The organism is Bradyrhizobium ivorense (genome assembly GCF_900696085.1).
Taxonomy (GTDB): Bacteria; Pseudomonadota; Alphaproteobacteria; order Rhizobiales; family Xanthobacteraceae; genus Bradyrhizobium; species Bradyrhizobium ivorense.
Map to the genome: position 1 here is coordinate 1,095,587 of NZ_CAADFC020000004.1, position 22,374 is coordinate 1,117,960.

Here is a 22,374-nt window from a genome sequence, read left to right on the forward strand (position 1 = left end):
GGGCCCCGCTCGGCCGAATTGTGTGACGGTCCCACCGGCCCCAACACATCGAGGATGCGCGCCCGACCGTTGACACGGCCCGTCGGAACACGCGAAATCGTCAATGATTTGATATAGCTTCGCCGCATGACTCCAGCAGATCCCCCGGTTTTGGCCTCCCGAATCGCCCGCCTCGCGATGGCCGGCGCGCTGCCGATGCTGGCGCTGGTTGCGGCATGTGTCTGGGCGAGCCCGGCGGCGGCCGATTTCCGGCTGTGCAACAACACCTCGAGCCGGGTCGGGATCGCGCTCGGCTACAAGGACGCCGAGGGCTGGACCACCGAGGGCTGGTGGAACGTGTCCTCGCGCAGCTGCGAAACCCTGCTGCGCGGCAATCTGGTGGCGCGCTATTACTACATCTACGCGCTCGACTATGATCGCGGCGGCGAGTGGTCCGGCCAGGCCTTCATGTGCTCGCGCGACAAGGAATTCACCATCAAGGGCACCGAGAATTGCCTAGCGCGCGGTTTCGACCGCACCGGCTTCTTCGAGGTCGACACCGGCGAGCAGCGTGCATGGACCGTCCAGCTGACCGAAGCCAACGAACAACAGCCGCAGAAAGTACCGGGAATGCCGGGCGGCGTCGGGCCGGGAAATCCGGGAACGATGCCGGGCCTGCCCAATCCGCCCGGAGCAGCGCCACCGGGCGCGTCTGGTCTGCCGCCAGCCGCACCGCCGCCCGGAAACAAGCAATGAGACGACTGCGTCGAATCAAGATCCTCGCAACGCTCGGCCCGGCCTCCTCTGACAGCGCGATGATCCGCAAGCTGTTCGAGGCGGGCGCCGACCTGTTCCGCATCAACATGAGCCACACCCCGCATGACAAGATGCGGGAGCTGGTCAAGACCATCCGCAATGTCGAATCGAGTTACGGCCGGCCGATCGGCATCCTGGTCGATCTGCAGGGGCCGAAGCTGCGGCTCGGCGCGTTCGAGAGCGGCTCGACCCAGCTCAACAACGGCCAGTCCTTCATTCTCGATTCCGACAAGACGCCGGGCAACAACAGCCGCGTCAATCTTCCGCATCCGGAGATTCTGGCGGCGCTCAGGCCCGGCCACGCGCTCCTGCTCGACGACGGCAAGGTGCGGCTGATCGCCGAGGAGACCTCGCCGGAGCGCGCGGTGACCCGCGTCGTGATCGGCGGCAAGATGTCGGACCGCAAGGGCGTCAGCCTGCCCGATACCGACCTGCCGGTCTCCGCCATGACGCCGAAGGACCGCGCCGATCTGGAAGCTGCACTGCCCGAGGGCATCGACTGGGTCGCGCTGTCCTTCGTGCAGCGCGCCGAGGACGTGCTCGAGGCCCGGAAGATGATCCGCGGCCGCGCCGCGATCATGGCCAAGATCGAGAAGCCGCAGGCGATCGACCGCCTCGCCGACATCATCGAGGCGTCGGATGCGCTGATGGTGGCGCGCGGCGATCTCGGCGTCGAGCTGCCGCTGGAGCGGGTGCCGAGCCTGCAGAAGCAGATGACCCGGATGGCGCGCCGCGCCGGCAAACCGGTGGTGGTCGCTACCCAGATGCTGGAATCGATGATCCAGGCGCCGGTGCCGACCCGCGCCGAGGTCTCCGACGTCGCGACCGCAGTCTATGAGGGCGCCGACGCCATCATGCTGTCGGCTGAATCGGCCGCCGGCAAATATCCGGTCGAGGCGGTCTCGACCATGAACCGGATCGGCGAGGAAGTGGAGCGCGACCCGACCTATCGCGGCGTGCTCAACGCGCAGCGCGTCGATCCCGAAGCGACCGTCGGCGATGCCATCGCGGATGCGGCGCGGCAGATCGCCGAGACGCTCGATCTGTCGGCGATCATCTGCTGGACCTCCTCCGGCTCGACCGCGATCCGCGTGGCGCGCGAGCGGCCCAAGGTGCCGGTGGTCGCGATTACGCCGAACCTCGTCACCGGGCGCAAGCTGTCGGTGGTGTGGGGCGTGCATTGCGTGGTCGCCGAAGACGCCCACGATCTCGACGACATGGTCAACCGCGCCGGCTCGATCGCCTTCCGCGACGGCTTTGCCAGAGCCGGCCAGCGCGTCATCATCGTCGCCGGCGTGCCACTGCGCGCGCCCGGCACCACCAACATGCTGCGCATCGCCTCGGTCGGCCCGAACGGCGACGCGCAGATGTGACGAGCGTTCCGCGCTCCCGGGCCGGCATTAGCTGACCCGGGACTTTGGAATGACGCTTCTTATTCTAGCCCTGCAGCGACGCGTCGAGCGTGATCTTGGTGTTGAGCAGCTTCGACACCGGACAGCCCGCCTTGGCCTTGCCGGCCAGTTCCTGGAACGTCGCGTCGTCGGCACCCGGGATCTTCGCGCTCAGCGTCAGGTGCACCGCGGTGATGGCAAAGCCGTCGGCGACCTTCTCCAGGGTCACGTCGGCCTTGGTCTCCATGTGCTCGGCGGTGAGCTTGGCTTCACCCAGGATCAGCGACAGCGCCATCGTGAAGCAGGCGGCGTGCGCGGCACCGATCAGCTCTTCGGGGTTCGAGCCCGGCTTGCCCTCGAAGCGACTGGCGAAGCCATAGGGATAGTCGGTCAGCGCGCCGCTCTTGGTCGAGATCGCGCCCTTGCCGTCCTTGATGCCGCCCTGCCATTTGGCCGAGCCATGGGTCGTCGTCATGCGTTGCTCCGTGAGGTTGGGTTCACCCAGCCCGCAACACCTACAACGCCAATACGACAGAAAGTGTTCGGCGCGGACGCTCGCGCTTCAGGCCCCCGCCCCCACCAGCGCCTTCGCCGGCGCTGTCGCCTGGACGACGAGGCCGCGGGCGCGGGCGTCCATCACCCCGACGGCGCGCAGCGCCAGCAGCGTGACAGTCTGCACCGCGTCGCGCAGCTTGATCGGATCGTCGAGATTGGCCGGCGCCAGCGGGCCGACCAGCGCCTCATGCAGCGCGCCGAGCAGCGCCGTGGCGGCGAGCGCGGTGTCCTGCGCCGGCAGATGCCCGGCCCGCACCGCCGCATCGATGCGCGTGGCGAGCTCGCCGGAAATATCGCGGCGGCTGGCGAGCCGCGAGGCGGTGACGTCGACATCGACCGGCTCGGCCAGAATGCCCCAGGCGAGCTTGCGCTGCGACAGCACGTGAACCGCGATCGTCGTGACCGCGGCGGCCAGTGCCGATGACGGCCCGGGCGCAGCATCCGCGGCGCGCCGGATCGCGGTCAGCTCATCCCGCGAGACCTCGGTGATCAGCTCCGAGATCAGCTCGGCCTTGGACGGGAAATAGCGATAGACCGTCCCCGCCGCGACATTGGCCCGGATCGCGACCGGCGCGATCTGCACCGCCGCCATGCCGCCATCGGCCGCGGCGTCCCGCGCCGCCGACAGGATTGCGCTGCGCCGGGCAGCCAGTCGTTTCACGACCTGATGTGTTCGCCGATAAACCATGGCGTTGCCATCCCCCCACCATGCGCCCGGCCGGCGCCCACCGGCAGAGAACGCACGCGTATTCAATGTTTTGCGCGATTGATCCCGCAATCGCGTGAAGAAGTGAACAACTATTCAGACCGGTTGACAAGGTGGAATTGTAAGGATTTTGCGACAATCGCGTGGCGGGTTCCGGCGCCGAAAGGCTGCAATCGCGCGGCCGCATTTACCCGAATTTATCGGTGGCCATGGTCCAGTGGCCGCAGCGCCGCGCCTTTGCGCAGCTCCGCGGTCAACCAGGAAAGCCCACACGCCAAAACATGTCACTCTCCATCACCAGCAGCGTGAGCAACCGTAGCGCGGCGCGCGGGCTGATGCCGCTGTGCGCGGGCGTCGGCGCGTATCTGTTCTATCTGGCGGCGGGCGAAATCCTGCTGCGCGATTCCGACACGATGTGGCAGATCAAGGTCGGGCAATGGATCCTCGACCACCGCGCGATGCCCACCACGGACGTGTTCTCGTTCACGCGCTACGGCGAACCGTGGATCTCGAGTTCGTGGCTGTCGCAGGTGCTCTACGCGCTCGTCTACGGCGGAGACTGGGCCGGCCCGGTGATCATCTCGTCGATGGCGATCGGCGCGACGGTTGCGATCTTCCTGCATCTGCTGCGCCCGTATTTCGATCCGGCGCGCGCGTTCCTGATCGCGGCGCTGGCGCTGCTGCTGTCGACCATCCATTTCTTCGCGCGTCCGCATGTGCTGGCGCTGCCGGTGCTGCTGATGTTCATCGGCGGGCTGATGGCGGCCGCGGATCGCCGCTCCTCTCCATCTTGGTGGCTGCTGCCGCTGATGACGCTGTGGGCCAATCTGCATGGCGGCTTCGTGCTCGGCCTGGCGCTGATCGGGCCGATCGGACTTGAGGCGGTGTGGAGCGTGGAGCGCAGCCAGCGTCGCGAGCTCGTGATGCGCTGGGGACTGTTCGGCCTGGCCGCACTCGCCGCGAGCTGCATCACGCCCTATGGCTGGGGCAGCCTGCTCGGCGCGATGAAGATCATGAGCCTCGGCAAGCTGCTCACGCTGATCGGCGAATGGATGCCGGCCGATTTCAGCAAGTTCTCGTTCTTCGAAGCCACGCTGCTCGGCCTGATCGGCGTTGCGTTCTATCGCAAGCTGACGCTCTCGGTGCCGCGGATCCTGCTGCTGCTCGGCCTGATCTGGATGGCGCTGACCCATGTCCGCAACATCGAGGTATTCGCCTTCATCGCGCCGCTGGTGCTGGCGAAACCGATCGCCGAGCAATGGGGCACGGCGGAGCCCGCCGAGCCGCGCTTCGGCGAAGCGCGCGCGCTGCCGGTCGTCACGATTCTCGCGGCGATCGCGATCGTGATCGGCGCATGGGTAACGACCACGATGTTCGTGGCGCAGCATCACTTCAAATTCCTGCCGAGCTTCGAGCCCGCCGCGGCGGTCGACGTGCTGCAGCAGCAGAAGGCGCACCGCGTGTTCAGCACCGCGCCGTTCGGCGGCTACATGGTCAGCCGCGACATGAAGGTGTTCATCGACGGCCGCGCCGAGCTGTATGGCGAGCAGTTCGTGCTCGACTATTACGACGCGCTCGACGCCAAGAACCTCGGCGAGTTCCTGGCGCTGCTCGACAAGTACAACATCGACGCCACGCTGCTGGGCGCGACCTCGCCGGCCGGCTACGCGCTGGATCACCTCAAGGGCTGGAAGCGGCTGTACCGGGACGACGTCGCCGTCATTCACGTCCGGTCGGATGAGGCGAAGGGGAGCACGCTTCCGGCGGCTGAGAACGTGAAGTAGCTCAACTACACCGCTGCCTACCCGTCATCCTGAGGTGGCCGCTTCTTCAGCGGCCCTCGAAGGATCGACGGCCACCGGCGGGGCCGTGCATCCTTCGAGGCTCGCCCAGCAGCGCAATGCGCTGCAAGGCTCACACCTCAGGATGACGGTGATAGATTGATTGGGTCGTCCCCCTCAATTCCCCGTCTGCAATTCGCCAAAACGGTCCCAATTCTTGCCGTTGAAGCGCATGAACTGCATCTGGTCGACCGGCACATGATCGGTCGGCGAGGTGTTGACCTTGATGCCCGGCAGCAGCATCGGCAATTCCAGGTCCTTGATCGCAAAGGCCTGCTTCAAGATGTTCTCGGTCGAGAGGTCGTTGCCGCAGGCTTTCAGCACCGCCTCCAGCGCCATCGCGCTGTTGTAGGCGTTGACGTAGTTGGTGTCGTGCTGGTCGCCGTCGGGCACGTATCTGGTCATGAACTCGCGCCAGCCCTTCATGCCGGGATCGTCGGTCCAGGCCGGGTCATCGGGGTCCTTCACATAGGCGGTCGAGATGATGCCGGTGCCGGCCTCGACGCCGGCGGGCTGCATCACGGTCGAGATCCACACCGCAGTGTTGGACAGGAATGTCAGCGGCCGCCAGCCGATCTCGTAGGCTTTGCGGATCGACTGCGCCGCGAATTTCGGCGTCGCCGCGATCACGAAGACGTCGGCACCGGAGGCCTTCAGTTTCACGATCTGCGAATCGATGGTCGGGTCGGTGATCTCGTAGGTCGCGACCGTGACCAGCGCGTCGTATTTCTCGCCCAGCACGTCCTTCAGGCCGGCGAGATAGTCGCGGCCGTAATCGTCGTTCTGCGCGATCACCGCGAATTTGGCGTTCGGAATCTTCGCCAGCGCGTAGCGCGTATAGAGCCGTGCCTCGTAGCGGAACGGCGCCTGCACGCCCATCGTCGCCTGCGGAAACTGCGCGATATCGCCGAATTTCGAGGCGCCGGACGCCAGGAACAGCTGCGGGATGTTCTTGCTCTGCAGATATTTTGCGATCGCGGTGTTATGCGCGGTGCCGATCGAGGAGAAGATCAGCGCGACCTCGTCGCTCTCGACCAGGCGGCGGGTCTGCTCCACCGTCTTCGGCTGCGCGTAGGAATCGTCGAGCGAGATGAAATTGATCTTGCGCCCGTTGATGCCGCCCCGCTCGTTCAGCATTTTGAAATAGCCGACCTCGCCCTTGCCGAGCGCCCCGAACGCCGACACCGGTCCGCTGTAGGGCATGGTCTGGCCGATCCTGATTTCGGTTGCGGTGACGCCGCGCATCTCGGCGGCGTGCGAGGCGGCTGATAGCAGCAGGAATGAAACGGCGATCAGCCCACCAAATGCGTTGCGCATCGGCCTCCCCTCCCTTGTTCTTCGTTGCCGCGCTTCTCAGACGACGCGGAGGTGCCGCTCAGCGGCTTGAGGCGAGGATGCCATACCGGCCGCCGGTCACAAAATACAAAAGCCCGGCTCGAGGCCGGGCTTCTGCAAACTGCTCTGCGGGAGCACGCCGGGCTTTAGGCCTGCGGCTGCGGCTCCAGGCCGGTGTCCGGATCGGGACGCGGGCGCGGCTTGCCGGCCGGCGGCACGGCGGAGGCGCGCGGCGTCGACGGCTCGAGCACCGACTCGCGGTTGGGCTTCTTGCCCTTCAACAGGTCGATGATCTCGTCGCCGGTCAGGGTCTCGAACTCGAGCAGGCCCTTGGCCAGCGCCTCGAGATCCTCGCGCTTTTCGGTGAGGATCTTGGTCGCTTCCTTGTAGCCTTCCTCGACCAGACGCTTGATCTCGGAGTCGATCTTCTGGACGGTCGCCTCCGACGCGTTCTGCGTGCGCGAGACCGACATGCCCAAGAACACCTCGTCCTGGTTCTCGCCGTAGGAGACGGTGCCGAGTTCCTCGGACAGGCCCCAGCGCGTCACCATCATGCGGGCGAGGCGGGTCGCCTGCTCGATGTCGGAGGCGGCGCCCGAGGTCACCTTCTCGCGGCCGAAGATCAGCTCCTCCGCGACGCGGCCACCCATCATGATGGCGAGACGCGAGGTCATCTGCTCCAGCGACATCGACAGCTTGTCGCGCTCCGGCAGCTGCATCACCATGCCGAGCGCACGGCCGCGCGGAATGATCGTCGCCTTGTGGATCGGATCGGTCGCGACGACGTTGAGGCCGACGATGGCGTGGCCGCCCTCGTGATAGGCCGTCAACAGCTTCTCTTCCTCGGTCATGACGAGCGATTTGCGCTCGGCGCCCATCATCACCTTGTCCTTGGCCTCTTCGAACTCGGCCTGCGTCACCATCCGCTTGTTGCGGCGGGCGGCGGTCAGCGCGGCCTCGTTGACGAGATTCATCAGGTCGGCGCCCGAGAAGCCCGGCGTGCCGCGCGCGATGGTCTTGAGGTTGATATCCGGCGCCAGCGGCACCTTGCGGACGTGAACCTTGAGGATCTGCTCGCGGCCGACGACGTCCGGGTTCGGCACCACGACCTGGCGGTCGAAGCGGCCGGGACGCAGCAGCGCGGGATCGAGCACGTCGGGACGGTTGGTCGCCGCGATCAGGATCACGCCCTCATTGGCCTCGAAGCCGTCCATCTCGACCAGCAACTGGTTCAGCGTCTGCTCGCGCTCGTCATTGCCGCCGCCGAGGCCGGCGCCGCGATGACGGCCGACCGCGTCGATTTCGTCGATGAAGATGATGCACGGCGCATTCTTCTTGGCCTGCTCGAACATGTCACGGACACGGCTCGCGCCGACGCCGACGAACATTTCGACGAAGTCAGAACCGGAGATGGTGAAGAACGGCACGTTGGCTTCGCCCGCGACCGCGCGCGCGATCAGCGTCTTGCCGGTGCCGGGAGGGCCGACCAGCAGCACGCCGCGCGGAATGCGGCCGCCGAGGCGCTGGAATTTGCCGGGGTCGCGGAGGAATTCGACGATCTCCTGCAGGTCCTGCTTGGCCTCGTCCACACCGGCGACGTCCTCGAAGGTGACGCGGCCATGCGCTTCGGTCAGCATCTTGGCGCGCGACTTGCCGAAGCCCATCGCCTTGCCGGCGCCGCCCTGCATCTGCCGCGACAGGAAAATCCAGACGCCGATCAGCGCGATGAACGGCAACCAGGAGACGAGCAGCGAGACGAACCACGGCACGTTGTCGCCCGGCGGCTTCGCGGTGATCGAGACCTTGCCGTCATACAGGCGCTTCACCAGCGTCGGATCGCTGGGCGCATAGGTCTGGAAGCTCGAGCCATTGGTGAAGGTGCCGTGAATCTCCGGCCCCTGGATCACGACGTCGCGGACATGGCCCTGGTCGACTTCAGTGAGAAGCTGCGAGAACGAGATGTCCTGCGAGGAGGTGCGCTGGCCCGGATTCTGGAAAAGCGTGAACAACGCCAGCAACAGCAAAACGATGATAACCCAGAGGGCGAAATTCCGCAGATTGGCGTTCATGGTCTTCCTTCGTGGTCGCGCGGATCGCGGCCTCTCCTATCCTTGGGCAGGCTCTGTGGGAATCCCCAGGGAATCCATCCCGTCGCTGCATACAATTTAGGTGCCGCTGGGGTCGATGCCAAGGGAACCACACATGACTATTTACCGCATCCTAGCGCGATTCCCGGTCAAATAATGGCGCAAAACCCTGTGTTTTCCGGGGGTGGTTAAGCCTCTTTGCCGGATTATGACAGCGATTGAACCAATCCAATCCGGCTCAGCTGGAACGCGCCCGGCGCGGCGGCGCCGGCTCGACCCTGATGCGGCCGCGGGCCACGCTGATCACGGCCCCGGCCAGGGTCTGTTTTAGCCTGTTTGGCTTGGGCCGACGATCCGCCAAGGTCAGATCGAGGGCCTCGAGCAACGTTTCCACCTTGCCGAGCTCGGCAGGCCCTTCATGTCCGGTCCGGTCGATCGCCCGTTTCAGAAGACGAAGACGGATCTCCTCCGGCATCGCCGCGAACAGGGAGGCGTCGAAACCGGCGCCGTCGCCGTCCTTCAACGCGAGGTAGCGCTCGGCGCCGTCGACCAGCACCTCGACGGCCGCATTGGCCCGCGCCAGCCGCGCGGCGAGCCGCGCCAGGTTCCGCGCGTCGCCGCCCTCCTCCGCCAGCGCCGGCATCAGCGCGCGCAGCCGCGGGCGCGTGAAGGCCGGATCGCGATTGGTCGGATCGTCGGCAAAGCCGATGCGTGCCCGCTGCAGCGTTGCGACCAGCTGCGCCTTGGAAACATCAAGCAGCGGCCGCGCCAGCCGCACGCCGTCGCGCTCGGTCTCGCGCGCCATCGCCGCGAGGCCCGCGATGCCGCTGCCGCGCAGCATCCGCATCAACAGCGTCTCGGCCTGGTCGTCGCGGGTATGCGCGGTGAGGATGTGGGTCGCGCCGTGCTTGCGCGCGGCTTGCGTCAGCAAGCGGTAGCGGGCCTCGCGGGCCGCCGCCGGCACTCCGGTCTTCGGCTTCTTCCCGGTCCAGCGCAGCGTGTGATGCTGCAGATCGAGGCTTTGCGCCAGCCGCTTGACGTCGCGCGCCTCGCGGGCGGCCTCGGGGCGCAGGCCATGATCGATCGTCACGGCAATCAGCCGCGGCCCGCGCGACAGGGCGCGCCGCCAGCGCGCCGCCAGCCACATCAGCGCTACCGAATCCGGGCCGCCCGATACCGCGAGCACGATCGCCGGCGCGGACGCGAGGCCCGTGAACAGGCGCTTGGCGTCCCTGGCCGGGATGGCGGATGGAGCGTCGGGCATCGCAGAACCAGCGTGTCACGGGAGGCCGGATGCGGCCTCCCCGCTGACTGGTTTAGCACTTCACGCGCTTCTGCTCGCGGTCAACCGCGGCTTTGACGCCGCCGGAGGCGCGCGGATATTTCCGCGTCACTTCGCCGAACGCGGCGCAGGCGGCTTCCTTTTCCTTCAGCGCCGCCAGCGACTGGCCGAGCCGCAGCAACGAGTCGGGCGCCTTCGCCGATTTGTCGAACTTGGTAGTCACGCCGAGGAAGGTTTCCGCGGCGTCGCGATATTGCTGGCGCTGGAAATAGCTCTCGCCGAGCCAGTATTGCGCGTCGGCGGCGAGCGGATCGCTCGGATACTTCTGGGCGAAGTTCTTCATCGTCTCTTCGGCCAGCGCGTAATCCTTGCGCTGCATGTAGCCGATGCCGAGGTCGAACTCGTCCTTCGGTGTCGCCGACGGCGGCAATGTGGTCAGCGCGGCGCTGGCGCCGGGCGGACGCTGCGGGCTGGCATTGCCGAGGTCGAGCGGTTCGCCCGCGCCACGGCCGCCGGGCGCGCCGACCGCGGCATCATTGGAGATCGGCAGCTGGCCGCCGCCGAGCGCGCGCGGCGCGCCGGGCGCGTTCGGGTTCTGGTTCGGATCGAAGGCATCGCCACGGCCGCCGCGGCGGCCGCCGGCTGCGGCCGGAGGCGCAGCCTCCTGCACGATCGGCGCGGGAGCGGCGATCTGCTGCTGGTCGTAACCGCCCTGCGGCCGTCCATATCCCTGCTGCGGCTGGCCGTAGCCTTGCTGCGGGTAACCGGGCTGCTGCTGCGGATAACCCTGCGGTTGCTGCGCCGGCGGCGCCACCGCGACATTGGACGGACCCGCGGGCGGCTGGCCGGCGGCACCGGGCGGCTGGCCGCCGAGCTGGCGCAGCCGTTCCTCGAGCTGGCGGTTGCGGTACTGCAGCTCCTCGTTCTGCCCGGTCAGCTGCCGCAGCTGATTCTCGAGCCGCTGGATCCGCATTTCGTAGTCGCCGCCATCGTCGGATTGCGCAAAGGCCGGAACGGAAACGGCGAACAGCGCCGCGATCGCCGCGGCGGAGGTAAGGAATTGAAGTCTCGATGACATTTTGCCCTGACGACGATATCGACGTGAAAAGCCGGTCACATTGAGGGACGGAGTACGCCGGAATTGTGACTGGCGCTTCAAATCCGGCGTGACTTCACGACATGGTTTAGTCGCGGCGCCGAAACAAGCAAGCAGCCAATTGCGCGCGGCGCCGTTCATCAAGATGACGGAGCCCAAGCCTTATTCCAGCCGGCCAAAAACAAAACCGGCGCCCAAAGGCGCCGGCCGGAAACTGTCATCCAATGATCTCGCAACGATCGCGTCAGGAGCTCGCGTTGAGCACGGTGACGGCGCGGCGGTTCTGCGACCAGCAGGAGATGTCGTTGCAGACTGCGACCGGACGCTCCTTGCCGTAGGAGATGGTGCGCATGCGGCTCGGGTCGATGCCGCGCGAGGCGAGATAAGCGCGTACCGACTGGGCACGGCGGGCGCCGAGCGCGATGTTGTATTCGCGGGTGCCGCGCTCGTCGGCATGGCCTTCGATGGTGAAGGAGTAGCGGTTGTAGGTCTGCAGCCACTGCGCCTGCTTGTCGAGGGTCGCGGTCGCCTGCGGGCTGAGATCGGTCTGGTCGCTCTCGAAGAACACGCGGTCGCCGACATTGACCACGAAATCCTGCTGGCTGCCCGGGGCCGCGGCGCCCCCAATCGCGCCATTGGCGTCCAACGGATTCTTGTTGGCGCAGGCGCCCATCGACAGCGCCACCGCCAGAACCGCAACCAGCTTCAAACCCTGGAGATAATTCATTCCCGGAGCCTCCACGCTCACGCTCTTCGTACTACCCAACCGGTCTACAGGGCGATGGTTAAGCGAACGTTCCGTCAACCTTGATGAGACCTTGCCGGACCCCATCAAATGCAAGCGAACCGCGAAAAGCGCCCCCGATGGTTAATGGGTGGCAAATGTGGCGCGATGGTGAAGAGATAGCAAGGTTTGCCGGAACAAGCGGGTCTTGCTGGGAAATCCGGCCCCGGGACCGATATCGCGAACGCGCGGCCTTTAATTGCTCGGCACGATCGACGGCCGTTCGACCGGCGTCACGACCGGAGCCGGATAGATCTGGCGGCCGGTCCGGCGCTCGAACAGCATCCGCCGCTCGAAGGCGCTCGAGCGCATGATCGGAAACCGGTTCAGCACCTGCTCCCGCAGGTCGCGGAACCCGGACGCCATCAGCGCGACCTTCTTCAGGACGTTCGGAAACGCGCGCGGCTCGGCGATGGTCTGGTGCAGGAACACCCGGCGGTAGAATGCCTGATGCTCGGCGCGAACCACCGCCAGCCCGGTATCGGCGTTGAAGTGCTCGCAGGCCAGATAGGCCAGCCGCAGCGACAGGTACGGAAGCTCGGGGAAGCGCTGGGCCTTGTCGGGGTCGGCAACGAAGCGCGCCGGGTCGATGAACACCTCGCCCTTGTCGAGACGGCCGTGCAGCACGTCGCCGAACAATTCGGTGGCGTAGGACATCCGCCATTCCGAGGTCAGGACATGCAGGCGCAGCGAGCTGCAGAGTTCGCCGTCGACATAGATGCCGAAGATCCAGGCGTTCGGCGCGTCGTCATAGCGATCGCTGACGCGCTGCGACTCCGACGGGACGATCAGTCCGCCGTGCAAATACGCGCGATAGCGCATCAGGTAGAGTTGATCTTTGTCCTCGGGAGTTTCGATGAGCCGGTAGTCGATGCGATCAAATAGCCCCGCGCCGCGTATCGTTGGCGAAGTGCGCTCGGCTTTTGCCATTTGCTACCCTTACTCAGTTCCGAGCAACTACAACGAGTGCAAAGATTAACGGCTCCTTAACGAAATTGCAAAGCCTTAGAATTGTTAGGGTTAACCCCGCCGGCCGCGTCGCGACGAAGCTGCGATGGACGCCCATGTGTCTATCTGGAAGCGATGGCGACGACGTGATCGTCGGGCCTGCGGTGGCCGTGCGAGGCGTTCAGCAACTGACGAATGCGCGTGGCGGGAACCGGCCTGCTGAACAGATAGCCCTGGGCCTCCGTCACCGCGCCGTCGGCGCTGATCAATTCGAGCTGCTCGTTGGTCTCGATGCCCTCGACCACCACCGACATGCCGAGATCGGCGGACAGCCGCGCGACGCCGCGCAGCAGCGTCAGCGGGCGGTCGCTGTCGATGCCTTCGAGGAACGACCGGTCGATCTTGACCTTCTGCAACGGGAAATTGTGCAGATAGCTCAATGACGAATATCCCGTGCCGAAATCGTCGAGCGAGATCCGCACCCCGAGGGTGCGCAGCTGCGACAGCACGTCGTGGGTCAGCTGGGTGTTGTGCAGCAGCGAGGATTCGGTGATCTCGATCTCGAGCCGGTGCGCCGGCAGGCCAGAGACCTCGAGCGCATAGCGCACCTCGCTGAGCACGTCGCGCTGGTGGAACTGCTGCGGCGAGAAGTTGACGGCGACGCTGACCGCACCGGGCCACTTCATGCACTCGACGCAGGCCTTGCGCAGGATCCAGCGGCCGAGATCGACGATCAGGCCCATATCCTCGGCGACCGGAATGATGTCGACCGGCGACACCGTGCCGCGCACCGGATGGTTCCAGCGCAGCAGCGCCTCGCAGGTCGAGACCTTGCCGGACTTCAAATTGATCAGCGGCTGATAGAACAGCTCGAACTCCTCGTTGGCGAGCGCCTTGCGCAGGTCGAGTTCGAGGATGCGCCGCGCCTCGACGGTTTGCGCCATCTCGTCACGGAAGAAGCAGAAGGTGCCGCGGCCGTCGGCCTTGGCGCGGTAGAGCGCCATGTCGGCGTTCTTCAGCAACGTGTCGGCGCTGACGCCCGGCGCGGTCATCGCGATGCCGACGCTGGCGCCGATCTCGACCAGATGATTGTCGATCTTGTAGCGCTCGCTGAGCCGCGCGACGATGCGGCGGGCGAGCCCGGCGGCGTCCTCGTGCGAATGGATGTTCTGCTGGAACACCACGAACTCGTCGCCGCCGAAGCGCGCGACGAAATCCTCGGGCCGCAGCATCTCGCGCAACCGGCCGGCGACCGCGCACAGCAGCTGGTCGCCGCAGGGATGGCCGAGCGTGTCGTTGACCTGCTTGAACTGGTCGAGGTCGACGAACAGCAGCGCCGACAATTGATTGCGGCCGTGGGCCAGCAGGCGGCCGATCTCGTCGCGGAAATTGACCCGGTTCGGCAGCTGGGTCAGGTCGTCGTAGCGCGCGAGATGGCTGATCTTGGCCTCGGCCGAGCGGCGTTCGGTGATGTCCTCGACCAGCACCACCGCGCCGCCGTCGGCCATCGGCTGGAACGTCCAGGACAGCGCCCGGTTCCGGGTCGGATGCGGGTCGGAGGTGACGATGTCCCGCGCCTGCGGATCCTCGATCTCGTCGAGGATGACCCGGCCGCTGTCCACCGAGATCGAGCCGAACTTGACGCAGGCGCCGATGATGTCGGCGGCGCTGCCGCCGCTGGTCACGAGATCGGGCGGCAGGCCCATCATCTCGCTGAAGCGATGATTCATCACCGCGAGCTGGGCAGCATGGTTGAACATGCACAGGCCGTGCGGCATGTTGTTCAGCGCGCTGTCGAACTGCGCGGCGAGCGCCGCCTCGCGCTCGCGGGCGATGATCGCCCGCATGAAGATCTTGTGCAGATTTGCCGAGATGCCCATCAGGGCCAGCAGGAACGCGGTGCTGATGATCGACATCGCCAGATAATAGGGCGTGCCATGCCAGGCCAGCGCGAGCACGGTCGGACCGAACACCAGCGTCACCTGGAGCTGGAAGATCCACTGCCGGCCGTAGGCCCTGCCGGCGCCGCCGGCGGCGATCCCGGTGGTCACCGCAAGGCAGATCATGTGGGCCACCGCGTCGTCGGTGACCAGAAGCGTGATGGAACACCAGGCGCCGATCGCCGCCGCCTGGATCATCGCGCCGATCTGATAGCGCTTCTGCCACCGCGCGGCCTCGTCGGCGGTCAGCGCCGATTTGCGGACCCGCGCCTGGTAGCGGTACAGGTCGATGGCGCGGGCCGCGCCGGCCAGGATGAGGCAGGCGACGCAACCCCAGATCACGTTCTGACCGGTTCGCACCGCAGTCAGCGCCGCCGACAGCGCGACGAACACGATCCCGGCCATCAGCGGACCGGGCGTCTCGAACAGCGAATCGATCAGCGCCGCCGAAATCGACGGCGACACCTGCCGCTGGTCCGGCTGTCCGCTCTGACTTGCAAACTGCATTGTTGGGGCGCGCGTCCTACTCAGACGCAACTCTTACCCACCGCAGATGAAGTCTTTCTGAGCGAATATCGTTAGCGAGTCGTTGTCGCGGACATTTCAGATCAGAAATATACCATCAGTTTCAGTGCGCTAGGTGAGAACTGCCGGCCCGCGCCCGTTCCCTGCGGCACTGTGCACACCCCCTCATGACAGCAGCGGCGACCAGGCGGGATCGGAGGCAAAACCCGGCGTCGGCACCCGGAGCTCGTTGCGGCCGGAGACGTCGACGGTGAACAGCGACGGCCCGCTATTGCCGCCGGGGTCGCGGAAGAACATCACGACGCGCCCGTTCGGCGCGAAGGTCGGGCCCTCATTGTGGAAGCCCGAGGTCAGGATGCGCTCGCCGGAGCCGTCGGTCTTCATGATGCCGATCGCGAACTGCCCGCCGCCCTGCTTGGTGAAGGCGATGTAGTCACCGCGCGGCGACCACACCGGCGTCGAGTAGCTGCCGTCGCCGAACGAGATGCGCTGCGCCGCGCCGCCGGTTCCCGGCATCACATAGATCTGCGGCTTGCCGCCGCGATCGGACTCGAAGCAGAGCCGCGAGCCATCCGGAGCATAGGACGGCGAGGTATCGATCGCCGGCGTGTCGGTCAGCCGCGTCATCGCCTTGGAGCGCAGATCCATGACGAACAGGTTGGAGTTGCCGCCCTGCTGCAGGCTCATGATGATGCGCTGGCCGTCGGGCGAGAAGCGCGGCGAGAACGACATGCCCGGAAAATTGCCGACGATTTCGCGCTGGCCGGTCTCGATGTTGAGCAGGTAGACCCGCGGGTCGCCCTGCCCGAACTCCATGTAGGTGATCTCCTGCGTGGTCGGCGAGAACCGCGGCGTCAGCACGAGGTCGGAGCCGCGGGTCAGATAGCGCACATTGGCGCCGTCCTGGTCCATCAGCGCCAGCCGCTTGACGCGGCGCTGCGCGGCGCCGCTCTCGTCGACGAACACGACGCGGGTGTCGAAATAACCCTTCTCGCCGGTCATCCGCTCATAGATCTGATCGGAGATGATGTGGGCGATGCGCCGCCAGTATTCGGCCGAGGTCTCGAACGCATTGCCGGCGAGCTGCTGGCCGGTGTTGACGTCCCAGAGCCGGAATTCCGCCTTCACGCGGCCGTTGGCCTGGCGCGTCATGCGCCCGACCACCAGCGCCTGCGCGTTGATGCTCTTCCAGTTGTTGAGATTCGGCGGCGCGTCGATGTTGACCTGCTTCTCGAGATAGGCCGCCTGGTCGATCGGCGCGAACAGCCCGCTGCGCTTCAGATTGTTGGTGATCACCTGCGCCACGCCGACGCCGACCTCGGCATCGCCGGGCGTGCCGGCGGAAAAATTCGGGATCGCGATCGGCACCGGGGCGAACTCGCCTTCGGTGATGGTGATCCGCTTCTGCGCCAACGCTCCGCGTGCGCCGAACGTCGACGCCGCCACAAGAGCCGCCATTCCGGACATCATCTCGCGGCGGTCGGGACGAAACAACTTTTCTCGCAACTTATCTGAACTGCTCATCGGACGCTTTTGGCTTGGATAATGGTTGCACCGGGCTCAAAGTGGTTTTTCCTGGAAGACCGGCGTGAAGGACTTCCATTCTTCGAAGAATGCCGCTGGCAAGCGATACGGCTGGCACTGAATGATCGCCCGCATCGCGCTCTCCGCGTAGGCGCGGGCGTAAGGCGTGGACGGCGTGCCATCCAGCACCGGCATGCCCTCCAGACCCCCGTCGCGCTTCAGGCGAATATCAATCGCAACCTCCGGCCTCTGAGCATCGAGCCCGCCATAAGGTTTGTTCTTCCAGCACACCTCGACCTGCTGTCTGAACATCGCGCCCCACGTCGCCGAATTGTCGGCGGCCTTGCCCTTTGACGTCCCGAGCGCGGCGTTGGCGTTCAGCGTATCGCCGGTCATCGAGGCGCGCGTCGGATCGCGCTTGTCGAGCAGCTCGGCGATCTTGCTCTTGTCGAACACGCGGTCCTTCGGCTTCTGCTCCGGCGGCGGCTTGGCGGCCTGCGCAACCGGCTTCGGCGGCTTCTTCTCTTCCTTCTTGATCGCTTCCGCGATCGGGTCGGGCTTCACCGGATCGGGCTTCTTCTCGACCGGCTTCGGCTCTTCCTTCGGCTTGTTCTCGACCTTCTTCGGCGGATCCGGCTTCTTGTCTTCCGGCTTCTCGACCTTCGGCGTCGGCGCGGGCGCGGTGTCGGTCACCACCGGCGGCTTCTTGTCGTCGATCTTGCCGACGGCGTCGTCGACCGGCTTGGCTTCAGCGACCTTCTCGACCAGCGGCTTGGGATTTTCCTTCTTGCCGTCCTTCTGGCCGGCCATGGCACGGGAGAGCTGGTCGGAGGAGATCACGTCGACGGCGACCGTGTCTTCCTCGGGCATCACGAACGCCTTGGTCGAAAACGACACGAGGCCCCACCCGATCACGAGGACGTGCAGGACAATCGATGCCGCCAGTGTCTTGTCGACCTTGACCTTCAAGTCAGGCTTCCCCGTGCCTTCCGCCATGCTTGCTCTTACGATCCCCCCTCCGGGATGATCACGATATTCGCCTTGAACCCCGCGGTCCTGATCTGGCCGAGCAGTTTCATCATATCCGTGTAACAGACGTCCTTGTCGCCACGCAGATAGACCACGCTTTCGGCATCCGACCGGGTCTCCTTGATCGCCTTGATCTTCGGCAGCAGGTCGGCGGCCGCGATCGGCGCATCGCCCAGGTAAAGCTCGACGTTCGAATTGCAGCTGCCATTGGTCCGCTTCACCGACAGCGTCAGCGGCGGCTGGTTCGACGATATCGACTTGCCGCCTGAGGCGATCGGCAGATCGATGTCGATGTTCGACGTCATCAGCGGCGCCGCCACCATGAAGATGATGAGCAGCACCAGCATCACGTCGACCATCGGCGTGACGTTGATCTCGGCCATCACCGGCTTGCGTCCGCCGCGGCGGCGTCCGCCACCACCGCCAGACCCTGCCATGCTCATCGCCATGATCGCGCGCTCGCAGTTATCGTCATCACGCCTCTTAACCCCGTTCGTCGATCTGACGCGACAGGATGGCGGAGAACTCGTCGGCGAACCCTTCCAGGCGCTGGGCCTGCCGGTTCACCTCCGAGGTGAACTTATTGTAGAAAATTGTCGCCGGAATTGCGGCGATCAGGCCGATTGCGGTGGCAAACAGGGCCTCGGCGATACCGGGGGCCACCACCGCCAAGGAGGTATTTTTGGAGGCGGCGATCGACTGGAAGCTCGACATGATGCCCCAGACGGTGCCGAACAGGCCGACAAAGGGGCCGGCCGAGCCGACGGTGGCCAGCACCAGCAGGCGCCGCTCCAGCCGTTCCACCTCGCGGGCGATCGAGACGTTCATGACCTTGTCGATCCGGGCCTGCAGACCGGCAAAGGAGCGCGACTGGCTCTCGAACGAGCGTTTCCACTCCCGCATCGCAGCGACGAAACAGGCCGCCATCGACTGGGTCGGCTTGGCCGACAGCGCCCGGTAGAGCTCCTCGATCGATTGGCCGGACCAGAACGCCTGCTCAAACCGGTCCATCGCCCGCTTGGTGCGCCCGTACAGCAGGATCTTGTCGATCGCGATCGCCCAGACCCAGACCGAGCAGGACAATAGTCCCAGCATGACGCATTTGACGACCCAATGGGCCTGCCAAAACAACGCGATCAGCGACACATCGCTCGATGCCAGTGGCAGCGTAGATTGAGCCACATCGGCGGGATTCATCGGCAATATCCTCTCAACGAATGGTCCCAACAGGCTGGCCGCGCATCGGCACCCGGCGCGGCAAAGCTGCGCGAAGGCCTTCTTACATCTGTCGCATGGGGGGCCCGTCCAAAGCCGGCACCTGCTTCCCCTGCCAACATGTCAAAACGAGGGCTTTTCTCGCGGCATTCCGACCCTAACCAAACGCTAATCATGGTTAAGGCGAGGTTACCAAAGGGAAATTCTGCGGCGGGAAATGCCGGCCGGTGAGCCGGTTGGCGGGTTCCCGAAGGGTGGTTGTCGCGGTGCGTGGGCGCGCCTGGCACCGGATCGAACGCCGGGTCGACGTTGGGGGTGGTTCTCGGTTCATCAAACATCGCTGTGTCATCACCCGCGCAGGCGGGTGATCCAGTATTCCAGAGACGGTCGTGATTGAGCCGATGGGCCGCGGCGTACTGGATCGCCCGGTTAAACCGGGCGATGACAGGTGTGGGTGGGGACGCAGTTTCGCCATCTCGCGACATGATTTGTCCGAGCTTTGCATTTCGTTTCGCCCTCTCCTTGATCAGAGGGCGCAGGGAAAGCCGGGTGCCGATTGCACCCATGGGCCCGGTGCAACAAAAAAAGCACCGGGGTAGGACCACAGGTGTAACCGGAAACAACCCGGCTTTCCCTGCGCGATGGGTTACGGCTTATACGTGCTCTCCCCGGCGAGACTGGGCTTTTTTGTCACCGCGCTCGACAAGACGCTACGCGTCTTGCGAGGGACACCTGCCACTAGGGCGTCAGGCCTGCACGACTTCACCGTCCGCCTCGCGTGCTGTCGTCACTGGCACACGCGGCGTCCACCGCATCTCACCGCAACACCGCGACGATGGCCAGCGCCCCTCGATCGGGTGAGACGGGCGAACTCTACACTGAGTTGCGCTTCCGAAAAAGCGAAATATTTTTGCGCGCGGGGATTGACAGGTTTTTGCGGTGACTTGCCCGTCGGGCAGTCACATGACCATCACATCCGTCATTGCGGTGAGGTGAGCACACCGGTCAGGTTCCCTCTCCCCTTGTGGGAGAGGGTGGGGAGAGGGGTGCCGCTTGCTCCGCTGTTCATCGAAGGCAGGAGCACCATGGGCGAGGCGTGACGTTCATTGACGCAGGCGCGCACGATCTCTCGTATCTCGCCCGGGGCCACCCCTCTCCCCAACCCTCCCCCGCAAGGGGGGAGGGAGCCCGCCGCTGGTGCCTCTCTTACGTGAAGACAGGCGTCACGCTGACGCTTTGCCCACCTTACGCATGTTCAGCTCACGTCAGGTGCCGCACGATTGCGAGGCCCGCGAACAGGCCGGCGATCGACAGCGCGACCGAACCCAGCACGTAGAGCGCGGCCGGGCCGAGTTCGCCGCGCTCGTAGAGCAGCGCGGTGTCGAGCGAGAAGGCGGAGAAGGTGGTGTAGCCGCCGAGGATGCCGGTCATCAGGAACAGCCGCCACGGCTGCGCGGCCTGGCCCTTGAAGGCGAGGTAGCCGGCGATCAGGCCCATCACGGTCGAGCCCGTGATGTTGATGATGAAGGTGCCCCAGGGAAACGCGGTGCCGATGCAGCGCGCGCAGGTGAGGTTGATCAGATGCCGCAGCGTCGCGCCGAGACCGCCGCCGACGAAGACGAGAAGATAGCTTACTGCGTTACCCACCATTGCCCCGCTGGTGTGGTGGAAGAGCGTGATGCCTGCCGCGACATCACCCTCCCCTGAAAGGGGAGGGTCGACGCGAATGAAATGAGCGGCGGGGCGGGGTCACAGTCTCGCCGTCGAGAGACTGCTCGTTGAGAGAGTTGACCCTCCCCGGTTCGCATTGCGCTTCGCTTCATGCGAACCGACCCTCCCCTTTCAGGGGAGGGTGAAGGCCGCCGGTGGATGGCGGCCGCGCGCGATCAGCCGGCCTTGCCGAACAGCTCGTCGACATAATCCCAGTTGATGAGATTTTCGACGAACGCCTTCAGGTAGTCCGGACGGCGGTTGCGGTAGTCGATGTAGTAGGAGTGCTCCCAGACATCGACGCCGAGGATCGGCACTGCGCCATGGACCAGCGGGTTCTCGCCGTTCGGGGTCTTTGCGATCTCGAGCTTGCCGCCCTTGACCTGCAGCCAGGCCCAGCCCGAGCCGAACTGGCCGGCGCCGGCAGCGGCGAAGTCGGTCTTGAACTTCTCGAAGCCGCCGAGGTCCTCGTTGATCTTCTTCTCGATCCGGCCCGGCAGCTTGGTGCCGCCGCCATTCGGCTTCATCCACTTCCAGAAATGGATGTGGTTGTAATGCTGACCGGCATTGTTGAAGACGGCCGCGTTCTTGCCGAACGAGCCCTTCACGATCTCCTCGAGGGACTTGCCTTCGAATTCGGTCCCCTTGATCGCGTTGTTGCCGTTGGTGACGTAGGCCTGGTGATGCTTGTCGTGGTGAAACTCCAGCGTTTCCTTGGACATGTAGGGCGCAAGGGCGTCGTGGGCGTAGGGCAGATCGGGTAGCGTGAAGGTCATGGGGTAATGTCCAACAGAGGGTGGGAGACTACACTTAACGGGTCCCCCTTATAGAAGGTTCCAGGGCGGAGAAACACCGCATTTTCAGATCGCGTATACGGATCGGCAGGGCTCAAGGACAAGCGTCGAGGATCAGGACGATGAGCATCGAAATCGACATTTTGAACGGGGATGCGTCATGGCCGCGGGCCAAGCCGCTGCTCGAGGCGGTGTGGCGCCGCGATGTCGTTGAAAAACAGCCCTGGGCGCACATCGAATGGGCGCATGCGGATCTGCGCGTGCTGGTCGACGCGCCCGACGACGGCGGGCTCGCCTGCCATGTCGGTATCTACTTCCGGACCGTCATCTGGAACGGCCACAAGGTGCATATCGGCGGCATCGGCGGGGTGTCGACGCGCGAGGATTGCCGGCGGCGCGGCTATGCCAGCCTCGCGATCGACGCCGCCGTGCACACCATGCGCGCCAATGACGCGGTAAAATTTGCTCTGCTGGTGTGCGAGCCGCATAATTTCGCCTTCTACCAGGCCCGCGGCTGGCATGCTTTCACCGGCGAGCTGCGTTGCCAGCAGCCCTCCGGGCCAATCGTGTTCGAGGCGATGGCGCCGTTCGTCTACGACATCGTCCGCGCGCCGCGCCAGGGCAAGCTCGACCTATGCGGTCTGCCGTGGTGACCCCTGCGCGGGTGGAGGTGGCCGGAGCGTCGTGCGGCTCGTAATATGTCATGCATCATTTATTGACCGCGAGCTTCACAACGTGACCTTCAACAGCGGCCGCGAGCCGACTGCGCCCCCTCTCCCGCTTGCGGAGGAGGCACAGGCGGCCTTCGGCCGCCGTT

19 protein-coding genes are annotated in these 22,374 nt (G+C 65.5%); 4 read left to right on the forward strand and 15 right to left on the reverse strand.

The features are described from left to right. Positions 1-177: 177 nt before the first annotated feature. Positions 178-735, forward strand: a complete 558-nt coding sequence (locus CI41S_RS05875) for a DUF1036 domain-containing protein (RefSeq protein WP_139858580.1) — start codon at positions 178-180, stop codon at positions 733-735. Beyond that, on the forward strand, positions 732-2,168 hold the full coding sequence (gene pyk, locus CI41S_RS05880; RefSeq protein ID WP_139857799.1) for a pyruvate kinase: 1,437 nt from the start codon (positions 732-734) through the stop codon (positions 2,166-2,168). Before CI41S_RS05875 ends, pyk begins: the two co-directional genes overlap by 4 nt. 64 nt (positions 2,169-2,232) lie before the next feature. Here the strand turns inward: pyk and CI41S_RS05885 are convergent, their stop codons facing one another. Next, on the reverse strand, positions 2,233-2,661 hold the full coding sequence (locus tag CI41S_RS05885; RefSeq protein ID WP_139857800.1) for an OsmC family protein: 429 nt from the start codon (positions 2,659-2,661) through the stop codon (positions 2,233-2,235). Between the two features lie 87 nt (positions 2,662-2,748). Continuing rightward, the gene (locus tag CI41S_RS05890; protein ID WP_139486559.1) at positions 2,749-3,429 is read right to left on the reverse strand and encodes a TetR/AcrR family transcriptional regulator; all 681 of its coding nucleotides are present in this window, start codon (positions 3,427-3,429) and stop codon (positions 2,749-2,751) included. A 299-nt stretch (positions 3,430-3,728) separates the two neighbouring features. Here CI41S_RS05890 and CI41S_RS05895 point away from each other — a divergent pair, with 299 nt between their 5' ends. Next, on the forward strand, positions 3,729-5,231 hold the full coding sequence (locus CI41S_RS05895) for a hypothetical protein (protein WP_139857801.1): 1,503 nt from the start codon (positions 3,729-3,731) through the stop codon (positions 5,229-5,231). 174 nt (positions 5,232-5,405) lie between these two features. Here CI41S_RS05895 and CI41S_RS05900 read toward each other — a convergent pair whose 3' ends face one another. From CI41S_RS05900 to CI41S_RS05960, 13 genes are all read right to left on the reverse strand, one after another. Next, entirely contained in the window at positions 5,406-6,605 is a 1,200-nt protein-coding gene (locus CI41S_RS05900) for an ABC transporter substrate-binding protein (RefSeq protein ID WP_139857802.1), read from the reverse strand. 164 nt (positions 6,606-6,769) lie between these two features. Next, positions 6,770-8,692, reverse strand: a complete 1,923-nt coding sequence (ftsH, locus tag CI41S_RS05905; RefSeq protein WP_139486556.1) for an ATP-dependent zinc metalloprotease FtsH — start codon at positions 8,690-8,692, stop codon at positions 6,770-6,772. Positions 8,693-8,948: 256 nt separating this feature from the next. Then, the gene (gene tilS, locus CI41S_RS05910) at positions 8,949-9,974 is read right to left on the reverse strand and encodes a tRNA lysidine(34) synthetase TilS (protein WP_139857803.1); all 1,026 of its coding nucleotides are present in this window, start codon (positions 9,972-9,974) and stop codon (positions 8,949-8,951) included. A gap of 52 nt (positions 9,975-10,026) precedes the next feature. Further along, positions 10,027-11,070 carry a tol-pal system protein YbgF gene (ybgF, locus tag CI41S_RS05915; protein WP_172627928.1) on the reverse strand — a complete coding sequence of 348 codons (1,044 nt, stop codon included), beginning with the start codon at positions 11,068-11,070 and terminating at the stop codon, positions 10,027-10,029. A 262-nt stretch (positions 11,071-11,332) separates the two neighbouring features. Further along, complete coding sequence (gene pal, locus CI41S_RS05920) at positions 11,333-11,815, reverse strand: peptidoglycan-associated lipoprotein Pal (protein ID WP_139486554.1); 483 nt, start codon at positions 11,813-11,815, stop codon at positions 11,333-11,335. Between the two features lie 252 nt (positions 11,816-12,067). After that, the gene (locus tag CI41S_RS05925; protein ID WP_139857804.1) at positions 12,068-12,802 is read right to left on the reverse strand and encodes an N-acyl amino acid synthase FeeM domain-containing protein; all 735 of its coding nucleotides are present in this window, start codon (positions 12,800-12,802) and stop codon (positions 12,068-12,070) included. 140 nt (positions 12,803-12,942) lie between these two features. Continuing rightward, entirely contained in the window at positions 12,943-15,267 is a 2,325-nt protein-coding gene (locus tag CI41S_RS05930; protein WP_139857805.1) for a putative bifunctional diguanylate cyclase/phosphodiesterase, read from the reverse strand. 183 nt (positions 15,268-15,450) lie between these two features. Continuing rightward, complete coding sequence (gene tolB, locus CI41S_RS05935) at positions 15,451-16,752, reverse strand: Tol-Pal system beta propeller repeat protein TolB (protein ID WP_244622510.1); 1,302 nt, start codon at positions 16,750-16,752, stop codon at positions 15,451-15,453. A 93-nt stretch (positions 16,753-16,845) separates the two neighbouring features. Further along, entirely contained in the window at positions 16,846-17,778 is a 933-nt protein-coding gene (locus CI41S_RS05940; protein WP_244626411.1) for a cell envelope integrity TolA family protein, read from the reverse strand. A gap of 35 nt (positions 17,779-17,813) precedes the next feature. Continuing rightward, positions 17,814-18,287 carry a biopolymer transporter ExbD gene (locus tag CI41S_RS05945; RefSeq protein ID WP_139486549.1) on the reverse strand — a complete coding sequence of 158 codons (474 nt, stop codon included), beginning with the start codon at positions 18,285-18,287 and terminating at the stop codon, positions 17,814-17,816. Between the two features lie 34 nt (positions 18,288-18,321). After that, a complete protein-coding gene (tolQ, locus tag CI41S_RS05950; protein WP_139486548.1) occupies positions 18,322-19,035 on the reverse strand; it encodes a protein TolQ in 714 nt (237 codons plus the stop codon). A 1,278-nt stretch (positions 19,036-20,313) separates the two neighbouring features. After that, positions 20,314-20,700, reverse strand: coding sequence for a fluoride efflux transporter CrcB (gene crcB, locus CI41S_RS05955; RefSeq protein ID WP_244626412.1), 387 nt, complete (start codon positions 20,698-20,700; stop codon positions 20,314-20,316). 239 nt (positions 20,701-20,939) lie between these two features. Then, on the reverse strand, positions 20,940-21,539 hold the full coding sequence (locus CI41S_RS05960) for a superoxide dismutase (RefSeq protein WP_139857808.1): 600 nt from the start codon (positions 21,537-21,539) through the stop codon (positions 20,940-20,942). Between the two features lie 140 nt (positions 21,540-21,679). On the opposite strand from CI41S_RS05960, the gene CI41S_RS05965 reads away from it, so the two are divergent. Then, positions 21,680-22,210, forward strand: a complete 531-nt coding sequence (locus CI41S_RS05965) for a GNAT family N-acetyltransferase (protein WP_139857809.1) — start codon at positions 21,680-21,682, stop codon at positions 22,208-22,210. The last annotated feature ends 164 nt before the right edge of the window (positions 22,211-22,374 follow it).

Bases quoted from the DNA above. Each gene is read 5' to 3' on its own strand.
- CI41S_RS05895 (WP_139857801.1), top strand. From the start codon at position 3,729: ATGTCACTCTCCATCACCAGCAGCGTGAGCAACCGTAGCGCGGCGCGC.
- pal (WP_139486554.1), bottom strand. From the start codon at position 11,815: ATGAATTATCTCCAGGGTTTGAAGCTGGTTGCGGTTCTGGCGGTGGCG.
- CI41S_RS05960 (WP_139857808.1), bottom strand. From the start codon at position 21,539: ATGACCTTCACGCTACCCGATCTGCCCTACGCCCACGACGCCCTTGCG.
- tolB (WP_244622510.1), bottom strand. From the start codon at position 16,752: ATGTCCGGAATGGCGGCTCTTGTGGCGGCGTCGACGTTCGGCGCACGC.
- tilS (WP_139857803.1), bottom strand. From the start codon at position 9,974: ATGCCCGACGCTCCATCCGCCATCCCGGCCAGGGACGCCAAGCGCCTG.
- CI41S_RS05885 (WP_139857800.1), bottom strand. From the start codon at position 2,661: ATGACGACGACCCATGGCTCGGCCAAATGGCAGGGCGGCATCAAGGAC.
- ybgF (WP_172627928.1), bottom strand. From the start codon at position 11,070: ATGTCATCGAGACTTCAATTCCTTACCTCCGCCGCGGCGATCGCGGCG.
- CI41S_RS05875 (WP_139858580.1), top strand. From the start codon at position 178: ATGGCCGGCGCGCTGCCGATGCTGGCGCTGGTTGCGGCATGTGTCTGG.
- CI41S_RS05930 (WP_139857805.1), bottom strand. From the start codon at position 15,267: ATGCAGTTTGCAAGTCAGAGCGGACAGCCGGACCAGCGGCAGGTGTCG.
- CI41S_RS05890 (WP_139486559.1), bottom strand. From the start codon at position 3,429: ATGGTTTATCGGCGAACACATCAGGTCGTGAAACGACTGGCTGCCCGG.
- pyk (WP_139857799.1), top strand. From the start codon at position 732: ATGAGACGACTGCGTCGAATCAAGATCCTCGCAACGCTCGGCCCGGCC.
- CI41S_RS05900 (WP_139857802.1), bottom strand. From the start codon at position 6,605: ATGCGCAACGCATTTGGTGGGCTGATCGCCGTTTCATTCCTGCTGCTA.
- ftsH (WP_139486556.1), bottom strand. From the start codon at position 8,692: ATGAACGCCAATCTGCGGAATTTCGCCCTCTGGGTTATCATCGTTTTG.
- CI41S_RS05965 (WP_139857809.1), top strand. From the start codon at position 21,680: ATGAGCATCGAAATCGACATTTTGAACGGGGATGCGTCATGGCCGCGG.
- tolQ (WP_139486548.1), bottom strand. From the start codon at position 19,035: ATGAATCCCGCCGATGTGGCTCAATCTACGCTGCCACTGGCATCGAGC.
- CI41S_RS05925 (WP_139857804.1), bottom strand. From the start codon at position 12,802: ATGGCAAAAGCCGAGCGCACTTCGCCAACGATACGCGGCGCGGGGCTA.
- CI41S_RS05945 (WP_139486549.1), bottom strand. From the start codon at position 18,287: ATGGCGATGAGCATGGCAGGGTCTGGCGGTGGTGGCGGACGCCGCCGC.